Raw genomic sequence first — 24737 nt, forward strand, 5'->3', positions numbered from 1 at the left:
AAAGGAGCTAAAAATGTCCAAATTTCTTCAAGAAAAGAGAGAAAAAATTCTTCTAATTTACTCGGAACCATTTGAAGAAGTTAGTGAATTGTTGAAGAAAATGATCGAAGCATTTACGAAGAATTTTCTACCAGAAATACGTCTTTTCAAGGTTGAAGAAAGCGAAGACGTTAATGAGACCCTGTGGAAAATGATGAAGTTTGCTCTCGCTTCAGAGGAGAAAAAAATAGTTCTACCTATAACTGCAGATTTTCTTCTAGCTTACACTATATATTCTTCTTCTTTGTCTCAATTTTACTACCTTTTTATGGAATCCAGCATATTTTCCTTAAATGGAAAAACGTTTTTGGTGCCCTTACATTCCACCTCGATCTCAGAACTATATGCTTTTTCTGAAATAACCGGGGGGTTGAAACTAAAAGACACTTTAATGTCAGAGATCCTAAATTGGGAATACGAACAGTTTAAGGATAATGAAGTTGTCCATACATTTGAAACTACAATTCCATTATTAACACATGGCATGAAAAACTGTAAGGAATGTGGTGCACTTATCGCTTCTGAGGGTCTATGTAAATACTGCTTAAGATCTTCTTCTCATCCTTATTGAGAACTATTTCGTAAAATATTCCCCCTTGAGATGGTACAAACTTCGAGGGAGGAAGTATACCTTGTGGAGTATAAAAGAAATAGCCTGAGGTTATGATTTCCTTAAAGTCAGCTGATTCTATTGATGCTAATGTTTTCAATTCTCCGAGTACATCTATCTGTTCCTTTACTTCTTTCATCGAAATTATGTAACCGCATACCTTGCAAGAAAGATCTGGCATTATGGCATTAAATCCACATTTTGGACATCTTAATGGAGTTAAAATACCAAACTGGTTCCAACTATATCTTAGAATTTCGATCAAATCGTTTCTATTCCTTCTCTTGCATTCCGAATATAGCTTATCAATCATTTGATTAATTCCTTTCTTTATATTATAAACAAGAAATTCTAGTTGAGTATCGCCAAGTTTTTCTATATCCCGTAAAAAATATAGCCTTACAGCCACATATTCCATCATAGAATCTCTATTTGAAAGAAGCCTATTTAGAATAGTCTTTACTTTAGGCTTCGTCTTTACTTGTCCAACAGCAGACGCAAATGGTTCACGCAAAATTTCTATATATTCATCATCAGTTAAACCTAAAAATTCTATTCCAAGACCTTCTACTACATCTTTTAGATATTCTTCTAATAACTGGTCAGGATCTACATATTTCTCCTTCTTCTTCTTACTTGATTTATGTTCACCTTTAGCTATCTCTTCTGCCTTAATATCCTCCTTTTTCTTCCTTGGCAACTCTCTCACGAAATGTTCTTCACATTGACTGTAGATCTAGGAAGTCCAAGGGCAAAATTTTCTTCTTGGATGTGTAGTCTTGATATTTCTCATCTAGAAATCCTAAAAATATAGGACAATTTTCATATCTTCCTTCTCTGTTACACTTCTCCCTGTTTCCCCTATTACTAGTTGATAAAAAGCAACTTGAAGTCTTCTTATCATAATAAGGGCATAGTTTATAGTATGTCTTGGCGCTTTTCATCATTTTATCCATCCAAATCTTTTTATGATCTTTTTTTTCTGCTTCCTTTTCCGCCTTTGCTAACGCTTTGCTTATCTCATCTTCAGTCATCTTTACTGACTTATTAGATGACAATCAAATTCACCTCATGGTTGAAAGTTGATGGTTATTGGTTAAATAGATTACTACTACTATCCGGTCTAAATTTTTGTTTCCTATTCAACTAGAAATAATGCGATGTTTGTATAATTAGAATGACATTGGCGTAAGAACAGACAAGAAATCAACTCATAAGAGTAGAAGATATTATTCAGTCTCTTTAACAGTCCAGTTTCTCTTTAATTGATCTTGAAAAACCTATTCTTAGGCCTAATTTTGGATCTTGATATAGGTAGATAATTCTCTTTGTCTGGAGTTGTCTTAGTACTTTGAATAACCAACCTGTATCAGCATTATACTCTTCTTGGAGCTGATCTGCATAAACGTAAGTAGAACCCCATTGTTTATATCTCTTTACTATGAATAATAATAATTCTTTCTCATCTTTATCTAATTTGGCTAAAACATCTTTCAAACATTCCTCTGGATCCGATTTTTGTTGTTTTTTGGATAGCTTACTGGTTTTTGAGTCAATAAACGACAAAACTTTCATGTTTTCTCTTTCTTCTTTTTGTTGATTTTTGTTGTTTATTGGCTGTTTAACCTGTTCGATCATTTGTTTAGCAATAACTAGCATTTCTTTAAATCTAGAATTAGTATATGAATCAATTAGTGCCTTTGCTAAGTTTTCCCCTTGAGGAGTTAGATACCATCTTCCACCGTCTTGATAAACTAGGCCTTTTTTCTTCCAATAACTCAAGTAACTACTTACATATTTGGTCTGATAGCCTAAATTAATGGCTATCTCAGAAGTCCTTAATGGTCTAGCATTAAGGAGAACTATAATAGCCTCCATTAGCTTCGACCTAGGAGAACCCTTAAGTTCGTTAGCTATCTTAAGAAGCTCGTCGTCAGAAATGTGCACGGATTAATTACTCCAGTCGTATATATAATGTGTAGCAAAATCAGTTAGATTTGTAATATCATAAGATCACTCGAGAGTCATACTACAAGTTTGGATAGCATAATATTCGTTATAACCAATAATTACTTTATATACACCTCTTAGCATTTTATCTACTTCGACATCACCTGTATCTATCCATAAGCAATTTAATTTTTCAATTTTTTGCTTTGAAGCAACAACTATTATATTATTTTTTCCCGATCTTCTTAAAACTTCTGGTCCTATTTCCTGGTTTCCTCTTCCAAATAAAAATCCTTGACCTCCTATAGGAGAAACTATTACAAATAACTCCCCGGTTATCTGTAAAAGATCTGAGTAACTTACATTTTCTTTAATTAATTTCTTACCGTTGAATAGGTCAGTGCTCAGAAACGAAGTAGAATAACCTAACTTTCTTTCAATAAACTTCACCGTATATCCTGGACCCATGATATAGTAAGCGTCACGAATATTAGCTATGACTTCCTCAGCTATTCCTTGCAGATCTTCTTCTTCAGTTCTTATTTCTTCTTTCGAGGGTACAGTAACTCCCTGGTAATCAATTGTTGTAGCAATTGCAAAAAGTTTTGTAACGTATTTGCCCTTTCTATACTCATCCTCATCGACGTCGAGTATCTCAGCTTTTTTAATTTTTGCTTCATTTAACGAAAATAAAGAGATCAGAAAACCAGCAGTTTCTGGGGAAGAGGCAAAAACTCCGCTATGCATCTTAACACCTCCAGGAACCCCAAGTATTGGAATGTCCCTTTTTAGTCCTTTTGCTACGTCTCTAGCAGTTCCATCTCCCCCGACAAATACTATTATATCAACAATTTCAGATAAAATTTCAGATGATTTTACTGTATCGTCACTTGACGAATTATCTCCCCCTGCGTCAATTATTACTCTCTTTTTGTTTATTTTTAAGAAATAGCTTTCACCCATTTTACCTTTTGGCACATAAAACGAAAAGTCTCCTACTGATCTTAGAAATCTTTCAACTCTGCTTGGTATTTCGGGATTTTCAACTCTAATATTATCACTTCCCTTGAGTCCAATCCTTCCTCCAGATCCTGCATATGGATTTACAATTAGCCCAACTTTTAGCACATTAATCACTTAAAAGAAATATTCCAATTCTATATGCCAAGTAAATATTGTCAGGCATAATATATAGAATTAAATCACCTGAGGAACAATCAAGTAATTTCTCCTTTATCTCTTCCAATAATCCGGGTAAAGCAAATTCATCAGTTCTTGGTGGAATCTCGACTCCTTTTTTCCCTTTTACGACTATTAAGGTAGCTTTAGCTCCTTCTCTTATAATTATATCTCTCAGCTCTGTAATTTTATATTTATCTAATAAGTTAGCCTTATTTTTCAGGACAATTCTTACACTATCCCAATTTATACTTTCTATACGTTCCTGCTTTATATTCACATTTTTATTCCATTCTTCTAAAATGGTCTTTCCTTTGTCTGAGATTTCCATTCCGCCAATTTTATCGACTTTTATGAGGCCGAGCTCCTTAAGTCTTTTTATCATTGTTCTAACAGTTGCCTCACCTAACTCCAACTTTTTAGTCAAAGTAGGTCTTCCTATTGGTTGATCTTTAGAAATAATATCCAATGCCATAAGAACATGAGCGTAATCATATTTAGGACTATTCCCCTTCTTAGGTTTAGTAGCTTCAGTAACTGTTGCTAATATATCCATATTTTTAAGTTAGAGCATTACTTTAAAAACATGCTAAAAGGTAAAAGCGTATTATGTTTGTTGGATCTATCTAAGGAAGAGATCGAAAAGTTCTTGAATTTATCATTTACAATGAAAGAGGACGTTTATTCAAATAATGTACCTAGAACTTTAGAGGGGAAAAGAGTAGCGCTTATTTTCGAGAAACCGAGCACTAGAACAAGGGTCAGCACTGAATCCGCTATCTCAATGTTGGGAGGACATGCCTTAATTTTAAGTAAGTCTGACATACAGCTAAGTCGAGGAGAACCCATAGAGGATACTGCTAGAGTTTTAGGAAGGATTGTAAATGGGATTGGAGCTAGAGTACTGTCTCATGAAAGCTTACTGAAGTTGAGGGATTATTCTTCACTTCCAGTTGTAAACTTGCTTAGTAATCTTTCTCACCCACTTCAAGCTCTAGCTGATTTTATGACGATTAAAGAGAAATTCGGAACATATGATAAGCCTATAGCCTTTATAGGGGATGGAAAGGATAATGTTGCCTTTAGTTTAATGGCATTTGTTGCGAAGATGGGATTAGAAATGAGAATTGGAACTCCTAAGGATCTTAGACCTAAGGACAATTTATGGAAGTTGATAGAGGAAACCGCAGAGGATACTGGTGCAATTATAGAGTTCTTTGATGATCCTTATGAGGCAATAAGGGGATCTTATGTTGTCTACACTGATGTATGGGTTAGTATGGGAGAGGAAGAAATAGGAGAAAAGAAGAAGGAATTATTAAGGCCATATAAGGTTACAAAGGACTTAATGAGATACGCTTCAACAAAAGCCATATTCATGCATTGTTTGCCTGCAGTAAGAGGAGAAGAGGTGGACTCAGATGTAATTGATGGGAAGCAAAGTGTTGTGTGGGATCAGGCAGAAAATAGGTTATATTCAGCTATGTCAGTGTTTTCCTTGATAGTCTAAGAAGGAATCTATTGCCCTTTGAGTTAGTATTCCATTCACACTTTTTAAACTTTTTAGATTAACCCCCTTAGAAAGCCTGGACTCGACGAATTCTATTCCTTTAGATAAGCTATCTAGAGTCGCTATCTTATTTTGCATAGCTCTTCTAACCGTTTCCCTTATGTGCCAATTGCCTAAAGGTGCGAAGTAGTCCTTAGTGATCTCTCTAACAATTATCACGCCTGCAGATCTCTTCCTATTCTCTAAACTTTCTAAAACCGCTAGTCTGGCTGCCATATAACCTCCATCCATGAAATCATAAACCCCCCAGTAATTTTCAGAAAGTTCGCTAATCACAAGTTCATTACTCCATAGAGATAGAGGATGCCAAATCTCTATCCAAGCGACTCTATAGGAAGAAGGATATAGAATCACGTGAAATATGTTACCCAAGTATTGCTGAAAATAAACCTCCACTTCATTTATACTATCATATTCTCTAACTTTAGAAAGAAGATCCTTTCCGACTACTGAATCAACAGCAGTTATAGCCCATCTAGTTGGTACTAACTTTCTAGACTTCTTACGACCTAATAAGCCCATGGATAAAGCGTTTATTATTTTGTACAGATCATGATTATTTTTATATAACTCTATAACGCCCTCAGATGCTTTTACGTCATCAAAAATCATTTTTTCCATTAGTCTAGATAGTTTTGGATTTTCTATAACCTTTATGTCGGCTGAATTTATGCTGGGACCTCTAGGCATTAAATAACCGTCAAACTTTAGACTAGGCTTTATCTCTCCATTTACCTTTGACATAGAGAGTACTGGATTTTCGGAAACAGTAGTTAGCGATATTTCCCTTTCATAAAGCTTCCATACATCATCTACTTTAGTTTTTAGTACATTTGAAATCATTGATGATCTAAGGTTCAATATCTCATAGATTGATCTTTTCCCCCACCAATCCTTAGGATTCTCATATTCCCTTGCATCTTCTCCAGAAACTCCTGGAGGAACGTTAAACAGAAGGCTTACTCTCGGATAGCTTGATTCACCAACTACTACGCTAGGAGGAGTAGAACCATCAATGCTTTCCTTAGCCGACACTTTTAACGTGATGTTAACAATAGTCCTAAACCTTTCAACTATAGGACAAGAGGATAAACCGCAGAGATGTTTGTTTCCCTTACATCTTACGCAAAGCTCTGCAGGTATCTTCCTCAAATTTTCCTCCTAATATACCATTCTACAATCTTTAATTTAGCTATTGCTGAAAGACCAACAGCAACTGGCTTTACTCTTCCCTTTCTTAACTCCTCTAGTATTATTTCAAGGGAAAACTCATCTGTTTCTATGTCATTGTAGGCTGAACCTATTGCTTCCTTTACATGTGAATCACTATTTGCCAAACCAACTAAACCAAGGGATTTGGCTACTGTTAATGCTTTAATATTAGCCTTCTTTGGCGCCTTAGAATTAAATACTTCAATTCCATCGAACTTATACGAAAAAACACGATCACCTATACCCTTTCTAAATATATCAAAAGGATGAGATGGAAAGAGAAAGCATGAGTTTTCTTTGGAGTAATCTACAAGTTCTGCTATTTTTCTAGGTGGAGATGGAGGAAATTCACAAAGAATAACAACATGGCCAAACTCTGTGGTTACCTCTTGACCAGGAATTACCTCTTCCTTAACTCTCTCTATTCCCTTGCTTGTGTCATGATCTGTTAATGCAATAAATATCCCTTTTTTCTTTGCATAGCTAACCATAGTCTTCGGATCTTCTTTCCCATCGCTAAAATTACTATGAACGTGAAAGTCTACTTTCATACATACCCTAACTCTCTCATTACTTCAACAGTAAGTATGGTGATCCCAGCAGCTCCTCTAACCAAATTGTCGCCTAGAACTACTAATCTAAGAACGTCGTTTTCATAGCTGATCCTTCCAACAAAAGTAGCCATTTCATTACCTTTCAGATCGAACTCTGGCTGAGGTTTACTTTCGTCTTTGGTTACGATTATGGGTCTTTTTGGGGCAGTTGGTAAGTTTCTCTCCTGTGGGAAAGATCTGAAATCCTGTAACTTTCTCTTAATCTCATCAATATCTACCTCCTCTGTTATCACATTTATTATACCCATATGACCCACTTTAACTGGAACTCTAACTGATGTTACTCTAGCGTCAACTTTAGCCTGCTCTATTACTTCCCCTTTAAGACTTCCAAGCATTTTTCTGAGCTCCTTAGGAATTTTGTCCTCTTCACCCTTAATATAGGGTATTATATTATTTACCGCAGCCATAAAGGACAAGCCGTTATATCCTGCACCGCTTACAGCTTGTAATGTTGTTATAATCATTTTTTTGGAGCTGACTAGACTAAGTAAAGGTTTCATAGGCATAGAAAGGATAGATGCGGTACAATTAGGGTTCTTGATCAGAAGACCTCTCCAACTTCTCTTTTCTTGCTGTTTTTTAACTAACTCTAGATGTTCCCAATTTACTTCAGGGTTTATTAAAGGAATTTCCGGATCCATCCTGTAAGGACTAGCATTAGAGACCACAATCTTTCCTGACCTAACTAAGTTAAGCTCAATTTCTTCCGCTAGTTCGTTAGGAAGGGCCGAGAGAATAACGTCCACATCCTTATGATCTTCTGGATTTGTAGAAACCATTTTCATTTCTCTAACAGATTCAGGGATTTCTCCTCCTTCCACCCACCTTACTGACTCTTCATAAGTTTTTCCAACTTTAGAGGGGGAAGCGCTAATTTTGACTAGTTCTAAAAAGGGATGAGAGGAGAGCATTCTTACCATTTTTTGCCCTACCATTCCGGTAGAACCTAGTAGGGATACTTTTAACCTGTCCATTTCAGAACAACCTCATGTAAAGATCTTGCTAACTTATCTCCTTCATTTCTTGGGACTATAAATGTACTGCTCACGTTGCCAAGTCCTCTAGAAATTGAAAAGATATCATAACCCATAGCTACTTTCTCAACTTCTCTAAACGCTTCCCATTTCTTTAATCCACATCCGACAACACTAACTGCAGCTACATCCTCTACATCGATAGCGTCAACGTCTTTTAGCTCTTCAAGCTTTTTGGTTAGTGGATTTACATCTCTCTCATTAATGACGAGGCTTATCTTTGTCTCTGAAATAGGTTGAGAAATTGAGATTATGTTAACACCAGCCTCCTTTGCACTTTCCATTACTCTGGCTGCAGAACCTATTTTACCGACGATCTTTGTACCTTCAACGGAGATCATCTTTACATCATCAATAACTGATATTCCTTTCAAACCCCCATCCCCATCACACGATCCTAATATTGTTGTATCTCCTTCCTCATAAAGGCCTTCAATTATTACTTGCATATCAGTACTAATCATAGGTTCAAACGTTCTAGGATGTAATCTCTTTGCTCCCATTTGGGCAAGCTCTATAGCTTCTTCAAGTGACAATCTTCTAATGGTCTTTGACCCAGGAAATCTTCTTGGATCGGCCGTCATTATTCCTGGAACTTCCGTTATTAGCCTTACCTTATCTACGTTAAGCAGTTTCCCAAGCATTGTTGCTGTGTAATCGCTCCCACCTCTACCTATAGTAGTAAATCTGTGTAGTGTAGTTTTACCTATAAATCCTGGAAGAACTACTATTTTTGATTTTAATTTTAACAACTTGTTTATCTCATTCATTGTTAGACTTTCTATCACATTAGCCTCTCCAAAATTAGAGTCTGTAATAAGGGGAGAGTCAGGGTAAGCCTCAGAGTCAAGTCTGGCCGATTTTAGAATTGCATTAAGAAGGAGGGAGGCCATTCTTTCCCCAAAGGAAAGAATATAGTCTCTCACCTTTGGAGTTATTTCATCGAGTACCCTTATTGACCAAGCTATCTTGAATAGCTCATCTGCTAATTTTGATATTTCTTTGAATGTTTCTTCAAAGACTGGTCCATCTGAAAGTCTAGAGAGCAACTTGATATGCTTATCATAGATCTCTCCAACTATATCTACTGCCATATCTCTATTCTCCGTAGCTTTTATCAGTTCATTAGTAACTCCCTTTATGGCCGAGGTTACCACAAACACTTTGTCTTGTCCATCTACGTATTTCCTTACTTTGTTACTTATTAGCGAAAAATCATTTTCATCCTTCTGTATTGAACCGCCTATTTTAACTACTAGCATCTAACTCACCTAGGATAATCTTGTCCACATGATCTGGATTTACAAGGATTCTTCTAGCATCTGACTTTAGCATAGCGTCAGGATCCTTTAAGGCATGACCAGTGAGTATAAGTACAGTTTTCTCATCCTTCCCTAAGATGCCCTTCTCTATTGCCTTTTGATAGCCTGCTAGTGAAGCAGCCGAGGCGGGTTCTGCTCCTAATCCCTCTAATCTGGCTAACTTCTTTTGAGCCTCCAAGATTTCATTATCGCTTACAGTAAGCGCATTTCCTCTAGATTCGACTATTGCCTTGATAGCTTTCTTCCAGTTTACTGGCTTACCAATTCTTATTGCAGTAGCGACAGTTTCTGGAGAATCAACAAACTCTGGTATACTCTCTCCTTTTTGGATTGCTCTAGCTATGGGCGATGCTCCTTCAGCTTGAACACCTATCATTTTTGGAATCTTTGATGTAACCCCAGCCTCCATTAGTTCTACGAAACCCTTCCATATTGCGTAAACGTTTCCTGCATTTCCAACAGGAACAACGACGTTATCTGGAACCCCTATTTCCTCAGCAATTTCATAGGCTATTGTCTTCTGTCCTTCAAGTCTCCACGGATTAAACGAATTAAGCGGATAAACAACCCCTAATTCCTTGTATAGTCTTAGAACTGTTGACATTGCTACATCAAAGCTGCCATTTACTTCTAGAATTGTAGCTCCATATAGAATGGACTGAGCTAGTTTACCTAACGCAACTTTCCCACTAGGTAGAACGAGATATATTCTCATTTTGCCTCTCGCAGCATATGCCGCAGCGGATGCTGCAGTATTACCAGTAGAGGCAGCAACTACAACTTTATATCCTTCACTCAAGGCAGAACTTATCGCTATTGTCATACCTCTATCTTTGAAACTACCAGTAGGATTTGCCCCTTCAAATTTATAGAATAAGTAAGATGAGAATGAGGAGCTAACCAGTGGAGTTCCTCCCTCACTTATTGACACAGTCTTGTTGTAATTTCCAGGTATAGCATCTCTATATCTCCATACTCCTCTACCTCTTAGCATTGAAAAGTTGAAATTGGAAGGAATTTTTACCTTAATTTCCATAATCCCTCCGCATTTAGGGCAAGTTATTATCCTTTGGCTTAATTCTGACTCGTAACCACATTCAAGGCATTTCATAAATCCTTCTAGTTTGTTTCCAACTTCTTGTCACCAGCCCATTAACGACTTTTACATATAAATATAAGCTTTGTGCAACGGTTGTAGTATAAAATATGACTTTTCAGGACCTTAGAGACTATATAAATTTTATGTCCAAGTCAGGTAAAATTATAAAAATTGACGATGAAGTTGATGTCAATTTGGAAATAGCTGAGATAAGCAGAAGGGCAACTTACTTGCATCTACCACCCGTTCTATTTACAAAAGTTAGGGGTTATAAAGAGTGGAGAGTTATATCAAATGTCTTCTACTCTATTCAGTCGGTTAAAGAAATTCTAGGAACTCAAAATTTAGAGGATATTGGAAAAAGGTTTCTCTCCTCTTTTTCAGAAACTCCCCTAACGTTCATGGATAAGGTTAAGAGTTTACCATCTCTTCTTAAATTAGGAAAGATATCCCCAAAGATGGGGAAGCTTAAACCAAAAGAATCAAATATTAAATTAACTGATATACCTGCCATTAAGACATGGCCAAAGGACATTAGTCCATATTTTACGTTTTCTTTGGTTGTAACAAGGGATCCAGAGACGGGGGTGAATAACCTAGGTGTATATCGAATCCAAATACTTAATGAGAAAGAGGCAATAGTACATTGGCAAGCCTTTAAGAGGGGATCTTTAGCTTCTGCTAAATATAAAGAGAAGGGAATAACTAAGATGCCTATAGCGATAGTTAACGGTGTAGATCCTGTAATTGCTTTTACTGCAGCTTCTCCAGTCCCTCCAGGAATAGATAAGTACTTGTTTTCAGGGATATTGAGGGAAGAAGGAGTAGAGGTTACAGAGCTCGATAATGGAATTTTAGTCCCGTCAAACGCAGAATCTATACTTGAAGGATATGTAGACTTAGAGGATCAAAGACTTGAAGGACCTTTCGGTGATCACTTTGGATATTATACTCCTCCAGCTTACTTTCCAGTATTTAAGTTAGAGAAAGCTTACATTAGAGAATCTCCAATATTTCATGTAACATCAGTTGGAAAACCACCTTTAGAAGACGCTTGGATAGGTAAAGCGGTTGAGAGAATATTTCTTCCATTTATTAAATTGATAATTCCAGATATAGTGGATATGAACTTACCAGAATACGGTTTATTTACTCAAATTGGATTTTTCTCTATGAGAAAGAATTATCCAGGACAGGCTAAGAGACTAATGATGTCAGTCTGGGGTAGCGGTCAGCTTAGCTTTCTAAAGTTTATAGTGATAGTTGACTCTGATGTTAACATCCATGATCTAAATCAAGTACTTTACGCAATAGCCACAACTGTAGATCCAGTTAGAGACGTAATTATAATTCCTGGAACTATGAATGATAGTCTTGATCAAGCATCTCTTAATCCTCCTTTAGGCAGTAAGATAGGAATAGACGCTACCAGGAAGTTTAAGGAAGAGCTTGGAAGGGACTGGCCAGAGGAAGTATCTGTCCCCGACGAAATACAAAAAAAGGCAATAGAGATCATAAAGAGAATTACACAGTCACTTCCTCCCTCATAGTTATTTCTCCTTCCTTAAAGATTACTGAAACCCCTGCAACTTCGCTTATCTTTAAGGGTATTTGGATGTTATCTCTTATTTCTACGTTAAGGGGTATACTATCGGTTATTGTTCTAATTCCTGTTCTCTCATCTTCAGTTGTCACCTTAACATAGTACTTTATTAGCAATTCTCGTACTAAGAGTGGAACCCCAGAAACATTTTCCAATATAAGCGTTTCCCCACTTACTTTTGCTTTAAAATGACGCATACGATCACTGTCTAGAGAAGATGTATTATTAAGGTTTTTACTTTAAGGGTAATTCCTCTCAATTAAGTATTTAGTATGGCAAACAAGGCAGAGGAGTTTGTAAAGGGTTGGAACGGTAAACAAGAGCCGAGCATATCTGAGAGAATAAAGGGAGCCTTTAAATCGAAGGAGCCATTGAGGTATAAATTAATAATGGCTCAGTATAGGCTTAAGACTACATTAAGTAGACTTGATGTTTATGTATCTAAGATGCAGGAGAGGGATAGAACTCTATTCGAGAGAGTGGTTGATGCTCAAATAAGTAAGGATACAGCTAGGGCTGCAATGTACGCTAATGAGATTTCTGAGATCAGGAAAGTTACTAGGCAGTTGATATCTACACAAGTTGCATTAGAACAAGTAGAACTTAGACTTGAGACGGTAACAGAATTAGGTGATATATTCGGTAACTTAATCCCTGTCATTGGAGTTGTTAAAGAATTAAGAGATAGCATGAAAGGGATGATGCCTGAGCTTAGCCTTGAATTAGCTGAGATTGAAGAAGGATTACAAGAAGTAGTAATAGAGGCCGGAGATTTTGCTGGTGGTGGAGTCGAACAAGCCCCATCTTCACCAGAGGCAAAGAAGATATTGCAGGAAGCTTCAGTAATTGCGGAACAGAGAATGAAGGAAAACTTCCCAGAACTTCCATCAGTTCTTACATCCGTTCAGAAATCTAATCAAGGTCAGAAATAATTTTATTTATATTACCTTTTTATTAACGCTTATACATTCAAGGTAGCTTTTTAAGGTTTAAACGAGATAATTTAATTGGTGGTAAATTATTGTCGAAGAGCTTCTTAAGGAAGCTATTATCGACGTATCTAAGCTTAGGAAGGATATGACAAACTTAGCCGGCGGAAAAGGTGCGAATTTAGGAGAACTTGTAAGTTTTGGAATAAGAGTCCCTCCAGGATTTGTGATAACGTCAAAAGCTTATTCATTCTTTTTAAGTTATAATAATCTTCACGATAGAATAAATGATATATTAAACGAGGATATACCTAGTTCTGATGCGAGTAATAAAATAAAGGAACTTATAATTTCCTCTCCAATACCGAAAAGTTTGGAAGAGACTATTCTATCATCGTATGACGATCTCGCTTCAAAAATAGGAAAGCAAATATTAGTTGCGGTTAGATCATCAGCAACGGCAGAAGATCTAGAGAACGCCAGCTTTGCAGGACAACAGGATACTTACCTTAATGTGAATAGATCCGAGTTGATACAGAAAGTTAAGATGGTTTGGGCTAGCTTATTTAATGAGAGAGCAATAGAGTATAGAAAGAGTAAAGGTATTGATTCAACAAAGGTTGAAATTGCTGTAGTAGTTCAAAAGATGGTCAATTCCAGGTCTGCTGGAGTCATGTTCACACTCCATCCTGGTAATGGTGATAGGAACTTTATAGTTATAGAATCGTCTTGGGGTTTAGGTGAATCTGTTGTTGGAGGACTTGTAACTCCTGACGAAATAGTTATAGAAAAGTCCAGTTTAAAAATAGTTGAAAAGAAGTTATCTCATAAAAACCTTAAGTTCATTTACGATTCATCAGCTAAATCAAACAAGGAGATTGATATAAGTAACAGTCCAGAGGCGGATCAGTTTAGTATTTCTGATGAGGAAGCGATAGAACTAGCTAAATTTGCCCTAAAAATTGAGGAACATTACGGTATTCCAATGGATATTGAATGGGCTATTGATTCAGATCTTAAGTTTCCAGACGATGTGTTTATAGTTCAAGCTAGAGCAGAAACATATTGGAGTAGTAAGAAAAAAGTCCCTCAAAGATCTGAGGGAATTGAAGTAGCAGAAAGAAAAGTATTAGTTAAGGGCTTAGCTGCTAGCCCTGGAATAGCTAGCGGGGTAGCTAAAATAATCTTGAGTAGTAAGGAGTCTGGAAGGTTTAAGAGAGGAGATATTCTAGTAACTAAGATGACAGACCCGGATTGGGTACCTCTAATGAAGATTGCTTCTGCAATAGTTACAGATGAAGGAGGAATAACCAGTCACGCAGCTATAGTTTCTAGAGAACTTGGAATTCCAGCAATTGTAGGGACAAATGAGGCAACTAAAGTGATAAAAGACGGAGAAGAGATTACTGTTGATGCAACTAGGGGTATAGTATATCAAGGTAAAATAGTGGAGGAAGAAAAAATAGAGGAACAAAAAGGTTCTACTGGTCTAAGCAGAGACATGGTGTTAAGTCTTTACCCAGTTACCGCAACAAAGATTTACATGAATCTTGGACAGCCTGATGTTATAGACAAATACCTTGATCTTCCATTTGACGGAATAGGACTAATGAGAATAGAGTTCATTGTATCAGAATGGATAAAAAGACATCCACTTTACTTGATTAAGATAGGAAAACCTGAAGAGTTTGTTGATAAACTAGCTGAAGGGGTAGCTAAGGTAGCTACAGCAATATATCCAAGACCAGTGGTCGTTAGATTTTCGGACTTTAAAACTAACGAATATAGAAGGCTTGAGGGAGGAGAAGAATACGAACCAGAAGAGAGAAACCCAATGCTTGGATGGAGAGGTGTTTCAAGGTATATAAGTCCTCAATACGAACCCGCATTCAGACTTGAAGTCAGAGCAATAAGGAAAGCCAGAGAGGAAATGGGACTTAAGAATGTCTGGGTAATGTTTCCATTCGTAAGGACAGAATCAGAACTTAAGAGGGCTATCCATATTATGGAAGATGAGGGACTTAGAAGGACGCAGGACTTTAAGACGTGGATAATGGCTGAGGTGCCATCAGTTATTATATTAGCGGAAAGATTTGCTAGAATAGTTGACGGCTTCAGTATAGGTAGTAACGATTTAGCTCAATTAACTCTTGGAGTTGATAGGGACAGTGAAATCTTGGGTAGAATGGGATACTACGACGAGAGAGACCCTGCCGTGTTAAGATCAATGAAAAATCTAATAACTGCAGCACATAAATACGGCGCTACAGTATCTATATGTGGTCAAGCCCCAAGTATATATCCAGAAGTCGCAGAATATCTAGTTCGATCTGGGATAGATAGTATAAGCGTTAACCCAGACGCTGTAATCTCGACAAGGCGCTCTGTAGCAAGCATAGAACAAAAAATTATGTTAGAGAAGTTAAGGAAGTAATAGCGCATTTTTTACATACCCTTCTGGATCCGTCGTAATGTGAAGTACATTCCTCGCATATCAGTCTCCCACATATTTCGCAGTAACCTATTGCTAGATTTTTTCCACATATCTCACATAAGCTAGTTTTACAAATAATACATTGTTTACTATTCTTATCAAAGTGTTCTTCGCAGACTCTTCTTTCACATCTACTACATACATACTTAGCTTCTTTTTCTTCACATACCTCGCACAAATTGCTCAAACCATTTAAGCGCCTCCTCATCATCCTTTGCCTGAACTGGAGGATGCTTAAAGTAGAAAGCGGATAGCGCAGGTAATGGGCCACCCATTCCTCTATCCTTAGCTAGTCTAACAGCTCTTATAACGTCAACTAAAACTGCTGCACAGTTAGACTTATCGTCTACCTCTAGGCTTGCCTCAACTTTAATTGGCATTCCGGCAAAGCCAGTACCCTTCACATATATATATGCTACTTTTGTATTTCCTAGAAAAGGTACATAGTCACTAGGACCTATTCTTACTTTTCCTTCCTTTTCTATCTCTTCTTGATTGTTTAATGTACTTGTGACTGCCTTAGTCTTGCTCACTCTTTTAGAAAATAGCCTTTCCTCAGTTTTCATGTTAAGGAAATCTGTGTTTCCACCAACGTTAAGCTGATAAGTCTCATCTACTTTAACTCCTCTCATCCTAAACAGAGATGTTATAGATCTATGAAATATTGTTGCACCTACTTGCCCTTTTATATCATCGCCAGCTAGTGGTATTTTCTTTTGTGTAAAGAGATCAGGAAACTTACCGGTGGGATCGCTTGCTATGAAAACTGGTATTGCATTAATAAAAGCTGTACCAGCGGAAAGTGCTGCATTAGCGTATGCCCTAGAAGCCTGTTCGCTACCCACTGGTAACATATTTATCAATATATCTGCTTTACTATTCTTTAACTCATCAATTACAGACTCTAAACTTCCCTTATCAGTTGGGTTAAACGTGGTCTCCATATGCTTAGCTACTCCATCCAATAATGGTCCAGCAGATACTTTGACTCCCTTTCTTTCAATGTCTGTAATTCTAGGAGTTATGTTAGGTTTCTGAAATATAGCCTCAGATACGTCTTTACCGACTTTTTCCTTAGATACGTCAAAGGCAGCTACTACATCTATATCTGTTACCTTATAATTACCTATAATAGGTGTAATTAAACCGTTATAAGAACCTTCTCTTTTCTTATAATATTCTATACCTTGAATTAACATTGATGCGCAGTTTCCAAGTCCAGCAATTGCGACTCTAATCATAGATTTTTAAAGGAGTTATGAAGTTAAAAATATGTTGTGATGAAAGGGATAAGTCAGATCAGTGAAGAAGTGGAGCGACACTGAGGTGGTTTTATGCTAAAGCGTATGAGGGTAATAGTTTATGGAACGGTTCAAGGAGTTGGATTTAGGCATTTTGTTCAGATAAATGCAGTTAGGTTAGGTGTTAAAGGGTATGCAAAGAACTTGGAGGATGGAACAGTAGAGGTAATAGCGGAGGGATATGAGGAATCTCTAGCAAAATTGCTGGAAAAGATAAAACAAGGTCCTCCTATGTCAGAGGTTACAAGAACTGAAGTTGAATTCACAGAGTATAAAGGAGAATTCGATTCGTTTGATACATATTAACTTTTAAACTATTGCATTTATTTATTTCCGGTGTTATTGTTGCACCAATGGTTGTAGATAGAAGGGAAGAAATTCTACCAAAGTACTGGTATAATATAATACCAGATTTACCTAAACCTCTCCCTCCACCTAGAGATCCACCAGATGCCGAGTTCTCCAGGATAGATCTGTTAAGGAAAATAATGCCAAAAGAGGTCTTAAGGCAACAGTTCACTGTGGAGAGATTCGTAAAGATTCCAGAAGAGGTAAGGAACGGGTATCTTAATATAGGAAGGCCAACTCCCCTTTTAAGAGCAAAGCGATTAGAGGAAAAGTTAGGAACTCCGGCTAAAATATACTTTAAATTTGAGGGAGCAACTCCTACAGGTTCCCATAAGATAAATACTGCTATGCCTCAAGCATACTTTGCAAAAAATGAGGGAGTAGAACATGTTGTGACTGAAACTGGAGCTGGGCAATGGGGGACAGCAGTAGCTCTTTCGGCAAGTATGTTTTCAATGAAATCTACAGTTTTTATGGTTAAGGTAAGCTACGAACAAAAACCTCAGAGAAGAACCATAATGCAACTTTATGGAGGAGAAGTATATGCCAGTCCAACTAAGCTTACAGAGTTTGGTAGAAAAATTTTAGACGAAAATCCGTCTCATCCAGGATCTTTAGGGATAGCAATGAGTGAGGCCATTGAGTATGCTCTTAACAACGACTATAGATACCTTGTTGGAAGTGTATTAGATGTCGCTATACTGCATCAAAGCGTTATAGGTCAAGAGTCATTAGCTCAGTTTGAGGAATATGGAGAAGACCCAGATATATTAATAGGCTGTGTAGGAGGAGGAAGTAACTTTGGAGGGTTTGCATTTCCCTTCTTAGGTTCAAAAATAGGTAAAAAGTTCATAGCCGTAGGTTCTTATGAGATTCCAAAATTCAGTCAGGGTAATTATATCTACGATTTTCCAGATAGCGCAGGCTTACTTCCATTAGTTAAGATGGTAACTTTGGGAAAGGACTACGTGCCACCTCCTATATACGCTGGGGGATTAAGATATCACGGTGCAGCCCCTTCACTCAGTTTGCTATTAAAGGAGAGAATTGTAGAGTGGAGAGAGTATAGTGAACCAGAGATATTTGAGGCAGCTAAAATCTTTGCCGAAGCTCAAGGAATAGTCCCTGCGCCAGAATCAGCTCATGCTATAAAGGCAGTTATAGATGAGGCATTAAAAGCTAAAAAAGAAGGAGAGAAAAAGGTTATAGCGTTTAATTTAAGTGGTCATGGTCTGTTGGACTTGCCTAACTATGAATTAATGATGAAAAGGTTATCGAAATGAAGATGTTAGTTTCTTACATGACTCTAGGTTATCCAGAAGAAGAACAATACTTAGAGTTCGTTGAGAGATCTGTAAAAGAAGGTTCAGATATACTTGAGATAGGTGTCCCTCCTAAGTACGCTAAATATGATGGACCAGTAATAAGGAAGAGTTATAAAACTGTTTCAGGTAAGATTAAAGACATATGGAGCTTACTTAAGGAGACCAGAGAGAGGGTAAGGATTCCAATAGTTATTCTAACTTACCTAGAGGATTGGGTACCTACTCTAAACGACTTTCTAGCGAAGTTATATTCCATAGGAATTGATGGATTACTTTTCCCTGACTTGCTAATAGACTATATAGATGATTATGAGGAATATGTAAAGAAGATAAAGGACGCTGGGCTTAAGGCTGTAATATTTACTGCCCCCTCTGTTCCAGATCCCTTAATTCAAAAGACATCAACGATTTCTGATCTCTTTCTATACTATGGAGTAAGACCTACTACTGGTGTACCAATACCTGTAAGCGTTGACTCTCTTATTACTAGAGTAAGAATCCTAGTTTCAAATAAACTTGTAGTAGGTTTTGGATTGTCGGATACAGAGGATATGAGGAAGGCAATGAGAGCAGGAGCAGATGGGATAGCTATAGGAACTGCGTACATAGAGGCGATAGAAAAAGGAGGAGTAGATGAGGCAATAAAGCTAGTAAAGCAGTATAGGGAGATATTAAATGAGTTTTAGGCAATATCTAGAAAAGTTAACGCAAAAACAAGATCTAAGTAAGCAGGAAGCATTGGAAGTAGCAAATCTGATAATGGAAGGAAAATTAAACGATATCATAATTTCTGCGCTACTGACATCATTAAAAACCAAGGGAGAGTCAGCAGAAGAGATTGCAGGCTTTGTCAGTTCAATGAGAGATCATGCTGTAAAAATATACTTAGGGGACGCACTGGATACTGCAGGTACTGGAGGGGACGGAATGCACACAATAAACGTTAGTACAATCTCAGCGATCTTGGTAAGCCAGGTTTATCCAGTAATTAAACATGGAAATAGAGCCGCTAGCAGTAGCAGTGGAAGCGCTGATTTTCTAGAAACTTTAGGCTATAATATAACAATGTCTCCTGAAAAAAGCGCTGAAGTTTTCAGGAAGACGAAATTCACCTTTCTATTTGCTCAACTGTATCATCCTGCAATGAGAAATGTTGCTAACGTAAGGAAAACGCTTGGAATAAGAACAATATTTAACCTCCTTGGTCCGTTAACAAATCCAGCTATGACGAGAAGACAGGTAATGGGTATATTTTCTATGAACTTCATGGATAAGATAGCCGAAGCATCAGTCATGTTAGGATATGAGAAATTGCTGTTAGTTTATGGTCATCCAGGGATTGATGAAGTTAGTCCAGTTGGACCTACAACTATTTATGAAATTTCTGAAAATAAAATAGAGAAATATTCTGTTGATTTCTCTGAACTTATCAATGGGAAAGTCAAAATGGAGAATCTCATCGTAAAGAATAGTGAAGAATCTGTTATTAAGAGCTTAAGAGCTTTATTAGGTAAGGATAATGAAGTTTTAGAGTTTATAAAGATTAATACTGCCGTTGCCCTTTACGCTGCAGGAAAAGCTAAAAGCTATGATGACGCATATGAGATTTCCACTCAACTAGCAATGACCGGATTAGGAAAGATTCAGGAAATAATCCAAGAGGGCGGAAATATTGATAGATTTAAGTCTCTTTTGGGGATGGTTACTTGATTAGATTTAAGGTTTGTGGGATTTCCACACTTAAGGATATTGAGGAACTCTCCAGAACAGATGTGGATCTTTTAGGCATTGTAACAGATAAGATAAGTAAGAGATATGTGAGTTCCGAGTTCCTCAGGCTAGCCAGTTTAATGTCTGCAAAGCCTATAGTAGAAGTTAAGGTTAATGGGAATTTAGGCGAAATGATTAATGGCTTGAAATACGCCAATTACTTACAGATTCATAGACCTTTGTCTGACAAGGAACTTGAAGAACTTACTACAATTGAAAGGAAAAGGATTATACTTTACGTTCCAGTTGAAAAAGATCAAGAGGTCTACTTAAATAAGGTTACTAAATATTCGAAGTTTATCCTTCTTGACTCGCCAAGAAAGGGAAAGGTAGTAGATCTTAGCTTGCTAAAACTATGGGTTAAGAATTATCCGTGGGTAGGTATTGCGGGAGGCATAACGATGGAGAACATTGAAAGTTTTGTAGATCTTAACCCAGCTTGGATAGACGTTTCTAGTGGAGTAGAGATCTATCCAGGTAAGAAAGACATGGAAAAAGTAAAAGCGATGTTAAAGGTGGTAAAGAAATGACTAAAGTTTTCCCAATTACATCGTTTCCTCAACCTTATGAGGTGTTTAGATGTGTAAAACAAGAAGAGAAGTTCTCTGCTATGCTAGAGAGCGTAGCAGGACCACAAAATAAGGCGAGATATAGCGTCATAGCTTGGGGGCACAGAGACTACATAAACTCCGGAGGTGGAGATATTGCAGAATATCTTTATGGAGCAATAGAAAGGAGCAAAGGCGTAGATCTTCCAATGTTTGATGCTTATGTAGGTTATATATCATATGATGCGGTAAGGTACTGGGAAAATATTAAGGACGTGGTTCCACAAGCAGAAAAGTGGCCTAATGGAGAATTCTTTCTTCCTAATAACATGATTATTTACGATCATAATGGCGGTAAGGTTTATGTTAATGGAGAGATCCCAAAGGGAAACTGCAAAGAGATTTCTATGGAATTTAAGCTCTACGATGAATCTATGGGAAAGGAAGAATATAAAAAGTCTGTTGAAGAAATCTTAGAGTATATAAGGTCAGGCTACGCGTTTCAGGTAGTGCTCTCTAGGTTCTATCGATATGAAATTAAGGGAGATCCTATGTCTCTTTATGTAAACCTTAGAAAAATTAATCCTTCACCTTACATGTTTTACCTAAAGTTTGATAAAAGAGAATTAATAGGTTCTAGTCCTGAACTTCTGTATTCAGTGCAAAAGGGAGTAGTGGAAAGCTATCCAATAGCTGGAACCAGACCGAGGGGAAAAGATCAAGAGGAAGACTTTCAGCTTGAGCAGGATCTTCTATCTTCTGAAAAGGAAAGGGCTGAACATCTGATGTTAGTGGACTTAGCCCGAAATGATGTAGGAAAGGTATGTTCTCCAGGAACAGTGAAGGTTCCAGATCTTATGTATATTGAAAAGTATAGCCATGTTCAACATATGGTCAGTAGAGTTGTAGGAACTTTAAAGCGGAACTTTAGCACAGTTGATGTATTGAAATCGACCTTTCCAGCAGGTACTGTAAGTGGAGCGCCAAAACCAATATCAATGAATATTATTGAAACTCTTGAACCATATAAAAGAGGTCCTTACGCTGGCGCAGTTGGTTTTATATCTAATAGTTCTGCAGAGTTTGCCATTGCTATAAGATCTGCATTTTTAAATGATGAACTAGCTAGAATACAAGCAGGAGCAGGGATCGTGTATGACTCTATTCCAGAAATGGAATACTATGAGACTGAACATAAGATGAAGGCATTAAAAGTAGCAATGGGTGTTTAATTTGGACTTAACACTAATTATAGATAATTATGATAGCTTCGTTTATAATATTGCACAAATGATAGGTGAACTAGGTAGCTATCCTATAGTTGTCAGGAACGATGAGATATCGCTTAAGGGAGTAGAGAGAATCAACCCAGATAGAGTAGTAATATCTCCAGGTCCGGGAACTCCAGAAAAGAAAGAGGATATAGGCATAGGAATAGACGTTATAAAGGTTCTAGGAAAGAGGATTCCAATTCTAGGTATATGTCTTGGTCATCAAATGATTGGTTATGCTTTTGGCGCTAGGATTAGAAGAGCAAGAGTTGTTTTCCATGGAAAGTTAAGTAATATTATTCTCTCTAATTCTACTTCGAATCTTTACTATAGTTTACCAAGTGAATTTAGGGCTACAAGATATCATAGCTTAGTAATAGATGACGTTAAGTCTCCTCTAGAGATTGACGCAAGATCTAGAGAGGATAATGAGATTATGGCAATACATCATCAGGAACTAAAGGTATATGGAGTTCAATTCCATCCGGAGAGTATAGGAACAGATGTCGGACAGAAGATATTTTATAATTTCCTAAATAGAATATAGGTAGATGCCAAGATATCTTCAAGGATGGTTAAAGGAAGTTGTAGATCATTCTTTTGAAAGGGAATATGTTCAGAAACCTAGAGATAGACCAGTCTTTTCCATAATTTCAAGGATAATGGAAATCAAGTCATTAAACAGAAATGCAATAATCAGCGAGTTTAAGAGATCCTCACCATCAGGTTTTTCAGCCAATGGAGATCCAGTAGAGTACAGTAAGTTCATGGAAAGTGCAGGAGTTGCAGGTATAAGCGTTCTTACAGAAGATAAATTCTTTTCAGGATCTTACGCTTATCTTTATTCTATTTCTCATGCAGTCTCCTTACCTGTTTTGATGAAAGATTTTGTTGTAATTGAAAGACAAATAGATAATGCATATAATCTAGGAGCAGATACAGTTCTCCTTATAGTCAAAATACTTACTGAAAGGGAATTGGAGAGCTTAATTGAGTACTGTAGATCCTATAAAATGGAGCCTCTAGTTGAGGTTACAGACGAAATGGAATTAGATATAGCTCTTAATGTTGGAGCTAAGCTCATAGGTGTTAATTCAAGGGATTTGATTACATTTAATATAGACAAGGAAAAAGCAAAGAAACTCATTTCTTTAATTCCTCAAGATAAAATTAAGGTTTTCGAAAGCGGAATTCAAACTAGGGAAGAGATTGACGAACTAAAGAAAATAGGAACAGATGCCTTTCTAATTGGTTCAACGCTGATGAAAGACCCAGCTAAGATTAAAGAGTTAATATAGCACACTTCTTTCTAATGATTCAATTCTCAAACTCAATCGGAAAGTTAACAGGCGAAAGCACACTTCTTTATCAAGATATAGCTAGAAGAGTAGAAAAAGAAAGAGGAATAAAAACAATAAACTTCGGAATAGGCCAGCCTGATGTAATAACGTTTAAAGAAATAAGGGATAAGGCTAAGGAAGCATTAGATCAGGGCTTTACCTCATATACTCCCGCAAAGGGAATTGATGAATTAAGACAGAAAATAGCAGAATATCTTTCGATAGAGTACAAAGGTTCAGATGTTAAAAAAGAGGAAGTAATAGTAACTCCTGGAGCTAAAACTGCTCTTTTTCTTTCCTTTTTACTTTATATAAATCCGGGAGATGAGGTATTACTCTTTGATCCTTCCTTTTATTCCTATGCTGAAGTAGTAAAGTTATTAGGAGGTAATCCAGTCTACTTAAATGTAAACTTTGACGAAAAATCTGGATTTTCTATAGATTTGGAAGATCTGAAAGAAAAGATAAATTCTAAGACAAAAATGATAGTTCTGAACAGTCCTCATAATCCTACAGGAATGGTATTTAGTCCTAGTGAAATACAAGGAATTCAAGAAATCTCAAAGGAGAGAGGCATTCTACTACTTTCTGATGAAATATATGATCATTTCATTTATGAAGGAAAAATGAGAAGTGTTCTAGAAGATCCAGAGTGGAGAGAAAATACAATTTACTTGAATGGATTTAGCAAGACGTTTAGTATGACAGGCTGGAGGCTTGGATATATAGTCGCAAAAAAGGAGATAATTGATAAAATGGGAATTTTAGCGTCAAATATATATACATGCGCAACTAGCTTTGCGCAAAAGGGTGCTATAGAGTCATTTAATACGTTTAATCATGTAGAGGAAATGATATCCCTTTTTAGGAGAAGAAGGGACGTGATGTTTGAGGAATTAAGTAAAATTGACGGTATTAAGGTTTACAAGTCCTCAGGAGCATTCTATATTTTTCCGGACGTAGGAGGAATTCTTGAGAGAACAAAGCTTAGCGTAAAGGAGTTATCCATAAAACTAATCGAGGAAGCAGGCGTAATTACTATACCAGGAGAAGTTTTCCCATTAGAGTTAGGAAAGAGGTTCATTAGATTTAGCTTCGCTATAGACGAGGAAAAAATTAAAGAGGGTATAAGAAGGATAAAAGAAACATTAGACAAAAGTTGATGAAAAAGATTTA

Annotated in this window: 27 protein-coding genes; 14 read left to right on the top strand and 13 right to left on the bottom strand. The window is 36.9% G+C overall.

What is annotated here, in order from left to right; all coding sequences use genetic code 11:
* Window positions 1-13 precede the first annotated feature (13 nt).
* Window positions 14-610 carry a ubiquitin family protein gene (locus CM19_RS05060; RefSeq protein WP_150111387.1) on the top strand — a complete coding sequence of 199 codons (597 nt, stop codon included), beginning with the start codon at window positions 14-16 and terminating at the stop codon, window positions 608-610.
* Here CM19_RS05060 and CM19_RS05065 read toward each other — a convergent pair.
* The 5 genes from CM19_RS05065 to CM19_RS05085 all read right to left on the bottom strand — a co-directional run bounded on the left by CM19_RS05065 (window position 552) and on the right by CM19_RS05085 (window position 4334).
* On the bottom strand, window positions 552-1349 hold the full coding sequence (locus CM19_RS05065) for a hypothetical protein (RefSeq protein WP_048099624.1): 798 nt from the start codon (window positions 1347-1349) through the stop codon (window positions 552-554). The genes CM19_RS05060 and CM19_RS05065 overlap by 59 nt on opposite strands.
* Window positions 1350-1368: 19 nt before the next feature.
* Complete coding sequence (locus tag CM19_RS05070; RefSeq protein ID WP_048099357.1) at window positions 1369-1707, bottom strand: hypothetical protein; 339 nt, start codon at window positions 1705-1707, stop codon at window positions 1369-1371.
* Window positions 1708-1891: 184 nt separating this feature from the next.
* Window positions 1892-2527: a helix-turn-helix domain-containing protein gene (locus tag CM19_RS05075; protein WP_216604150.1), complete on the bottom strand. Its 636-nt coding sequence runs from the start codon at window positions 2525-2527 to the stop codon at window positions 1892-1894.
* Between the two features lie 135 nt (window positions 2528-2662).
* Entirely contained in the window at window positions 2663-3727 is a 1065-nt protein-coding gene (locus CM19_RS05080) for an ATP-NAD kinase family protein (protein ID WP_150111388.1), read from the bottom strand.
* Window position 3728: 1 nt separating this feature from the next.
* Window positions 3729-4334, bottom strand: coding sequence for a DUF4443 domain-containing protein (locus tag CM19_RS05085; protein WP_048099359.1), 606 nt, complete (start codon window positions 4332-4334; stop codon window positions 3729-3731).
* A 30-nt stretch (window positions 4335-4364) separates the two neighbouring features.
* On the opposite strand from CM19_RS05085, the gene argF reads away from it, so the two are divergent.
* Window positions 4365-5288: an ornithine carbamoyltransferase gene (argF, locus tag CM19_RS05090; RefSeq protein WP_048099360.1), complete on the top strand. Its 924-nt coding sequence runs from the start codon at window positions 4365-4367 to the stop codon at window positions 5286-5288.
* Here the strand turns inward: argF and CM19_RS05095 are convergent.
* Genes CM19_RS05095 through thrC form a run of 5 tightly spaced genes read right to left on the bottom strand, consistent with a single transcriptional unit; the run spans window position 5265 to window position 10644 of the window.
* A complete protein-coding gene (locus CM19_RS05095; protein ID WP_048099361.1) occupies window positions 5265-6500 on the bottom strand; it encodes an Nre family DNA repair protein in 1236 nt (411 codons plus the stop codon). The genes argF and CM19_RS05095 overlap by 24 nt on opposite strands.
* Window positions 6497-7111 (bottom strand): PHP-associated domain-containing protein, encoded by a 615-nt coding sequence (locus tag CM19_RS05100; RefSeq protein WP_048099362.1) that lies wholly within the window; start codon window positions 7109-7111, stop codon window positions 6497-6499. The genes CM19_RS05095 and CM19_RS05100 overlap by 4 nt, the downstream gene beginning before the upstream one ends.
* Window positions 7108-8151 (bottom strand): aspartate-semialdehyde dehydrogenase, encoded by a 1044-nt coding sequence (asd, locus tag CM19_RS05105; RefSeq protein WP_048099363.1) that lies wholly within the window; start codon window positions 8149-8151, stop codon window positions 7108-7110. Before asd ends, CM19_RS05100 begins: the two co-directional genes overlap by 4 nt.
* Window positions 8139-9473 (bottom strand): aspartate kinase, encoded by a 1335-nt coding sequence (locus CM19_RS05110; protein ID WP_048099364.1) that lies wholly within the window; start codon window positions 9471-9473, stop codon window positions 8139-8141. The genes asd and CM19_RS05110 overlap by 13 nt, the downstream gene beginning before the upstream one ends.
* Window positions 9460-10644, bottom strand: coding sequence for a threonine synthase (gene thrC / locus CM19_RS05115; protein WP_048099365.1), 1185 nt, complete (start codon window positions 10642-10644; stop codon window positions 9460-9462). The genes CM19_RS05110 and thrC overlap by 14 nt, the downstream gene beginning before the upstream one ends.
* A 95-nt stretch (window positions 10645-10739) precedes the next feature.
* Between thrC and CM19_RS05120 the strand changes: the two genes are divergently transcribed.
* The gene (locus tag CM19_RS05120) at window positions 10740-12182 is read left to right on the top strand and encodes a UbiD family decarboxylase (protein ID WP_048099366.1); all 1443 of its coding nucleotides are present in this window, start codon (window positions 10740-10742) and stop codon (window positions 12180-12182) included.
* Here CM19_RS05120 and CM19_RS05125 read toward each other — a convergent pair.
* Window positions 12157-12432 (bottom strand): hypothetical protein, encoded by a 276-nt coding sequence (locus CM19_RS05125; RefSeq protein WP_048099367.1) that lies wholly within the window; start codon window positions 12430-12432, stop codon window positions 12157-12159. The two genes, CM19_RS05120 and CM19_RS05125, sit on opposite strands and share 26 nt — an antisense overlap.
* A gap of 75 nt (window positions 12433-12507) precedes the next feature.
* Between CM19_RS05125 and cdvB1/B2 the strand changes: the two genes are divergently transcribed.
* Together cdvB1/B2 and ppsA are read left to right on the top strand one after the other, a co-directional pair.
* Window positions 12508-13167 carry a cell division protein CdvB1/B2 gene (gene cdvB1/B2 / locus CM19_RS05130; RefSeq protein ID WP_048099368.1) on the top strand — a complete coding sequence of 220 codons (660 nt, stop codon included), beginning with the start codon at window positions 12508-12510 and terminating at the stop codon, window positions 13165-13167.
* 85 nt (window positions 13168-13252) lie between these two features.
* Window positions 13253-15598, top strand: a complete 2346-nt coding sequence (gene ppsA, locus CM19_RS05135) for a pyruvate, water dikinase (RefSeq protein ID WP_048099369.1) — start codon at window positions 13253-13255, stop codon at window positions 15596-15598.
* Between the two features lie 93 nt (window positions 15599-15691).
* Here the strand turns inward: ppsA and CM19_RS13410 are convergent, their stop codons facing one another.
* Window positions 15692-15823: a hypothetical protein gene (locus tag CM19_RS13410; protein WP_268744930.1), complete on the bottom strand. Its 132-nt coding sequence runs from the start codon at window positions 15821-15823 to the stop codon at window positions 15692-15694.
* Window positions 15820-16899 carry an inositol-3-phosphate synthase gene (locus CM19_RS05140; protein WP_048099370.1) on the bottom strand — a complete coding sequence of 360 codons (1080 nt, stop codon included), beginning with the start codon at window positions 16897-16899 and terminating at the stop codon, window positions 15820-15822. The genes CM19_RS13410 and CM19_RS05140 overlap by 4 nt, the downstream gene beginning before the upstream one ends.
* A gap of 93 nt (window positions 16900-16992) precedes the next feature.
* Here CM19_RS05140 and CM19_RS05145 point away from each other — a divergent pair, with 93 nt between their 5' ends.
* The 9 genes from CM19_RS05145 to CM19_RS05185 are packed head-to-tail and all read left to right on the top strand — an operon-like array spanning window position 16993 to window position 24724.
* Window positions 16993-17265 carry an acylphosphatase gene (locus tag CM19_RS05145; protein WP_048099371.1) on the top strand — a complete coding sequence of 91 codons (273 nt, stop codon included), beginning with the start codon at window positions 16993-16995 and terminating at the stop codon, window positions 17263-17265.
* Window positions 17266-17312: 47 nt separating this feature from the next.
* On the top strand, window positions 17313-18590 hold the full coding sequence (locus CM19_RS05150; protein ID WP_048099626.1) for a TrpB-like pyridoxal phosphate-dependent enzyme: 1278 nt from the start codon (window positions 17313-17315) through the stop codon (window positions 18588-18590).
* The gene (trpA, locus tag CM19_RS05155) at window positions 18581-19318 is read left to right on the top strand and encodes a tryptophan synthase subunit alpha (protein WP_150111389.1); all 738 of its coding nucleotides are present in this window, start codon (window positions 18581-18583) and stop codon (window positions 19316-19318) included. The genes CM19_RS05150 and trpA overlap by 10 nt, the downstream gene beginning before the upstream one ends.
* A complete protein-coding gene (gene trpD, locus CM19_RS05160) occupies window positions 19308-20342 on the top strand; it encodes an anthranilate phosphoribosyltransferase (RefSeq protein ID WP_048099373.1) in 1035 nt (344 codons plus the stop codon). The genes trpA and trpD overlap by 11 nt, the downstream gene beginning before the upstream one ends.
* Entirely contained in the window at window positions 20339-20932 is a 594-nt protein-coding gene (locus CM19_RS05165; protein WP_048099374.1) for a phosphoribosylanthranilate isomerase, read from the top strand. The genes trpD and CM19_RS05165 overlap by 4 nt, the downstream gene beginning before the upstream one ends.
* The gene (locus CM19_RS05170; protein ID WP_048099375.1) at window positions 20929-22182 is read left to right on the top strand and encodes an anthranilate synthase component I; all 1254 of its coding nucleotides are present in this window, start codon (window positions 20929-20931) and stop codon (window positions 22180-22182) included. The genes CM19_RS05165 and CM19_RS05170 overlap by 4 nt, the downstream gene beginning before the upstream one ends.
* A gap of 1 nt (window position 22183) precedes the next feature.
* Complete coding sequence (locus tag CM19_RS05175) at window positions 22184-22768, top strand: anthranilate synthase component II (protein ID WP_048099627.1); 585 nt, start codon at window positions 22184-22186, stop codon at window positions 22766-22768.
* Window positions 22769-22772: 4 nt separating this feature from the next.
* Complete coding sequence (gene trpC / locus CM19_RS05180; RefSeq protein ID WP_048099376.1) at window positions 22773-23519, top strand: indole-3-glycerol phosphate synthase TrpC; 747 nt, start codon at window positions 22773-22775, stop codon at window positions 23517-23519.
* A gap of 14 nt (window positions 23520-23533) precedes the next feature.
* On the top strand, window positions 23534-24724 hold the full coding sequence (locus CM19_RS05185; protein WP_048099377.1) for a pyridoxal phosphate-dependent aminotransferase: 1191 nt from the start codon (window positions 23534-23536) through the stop codon (window positions 24722-24724).
* Window positions 24725-24737 lie beyond the last annotated feature (13 nt).

The organism is Candidatus Acidianus copahuensis, from assembly GCF_000632495.1.
GTDB lineage: Archaea > Thermoproteota > Thermoprotei_A > Sulfolobales > Sulfolobaceae > Acidianus > Acidianus copahuensis.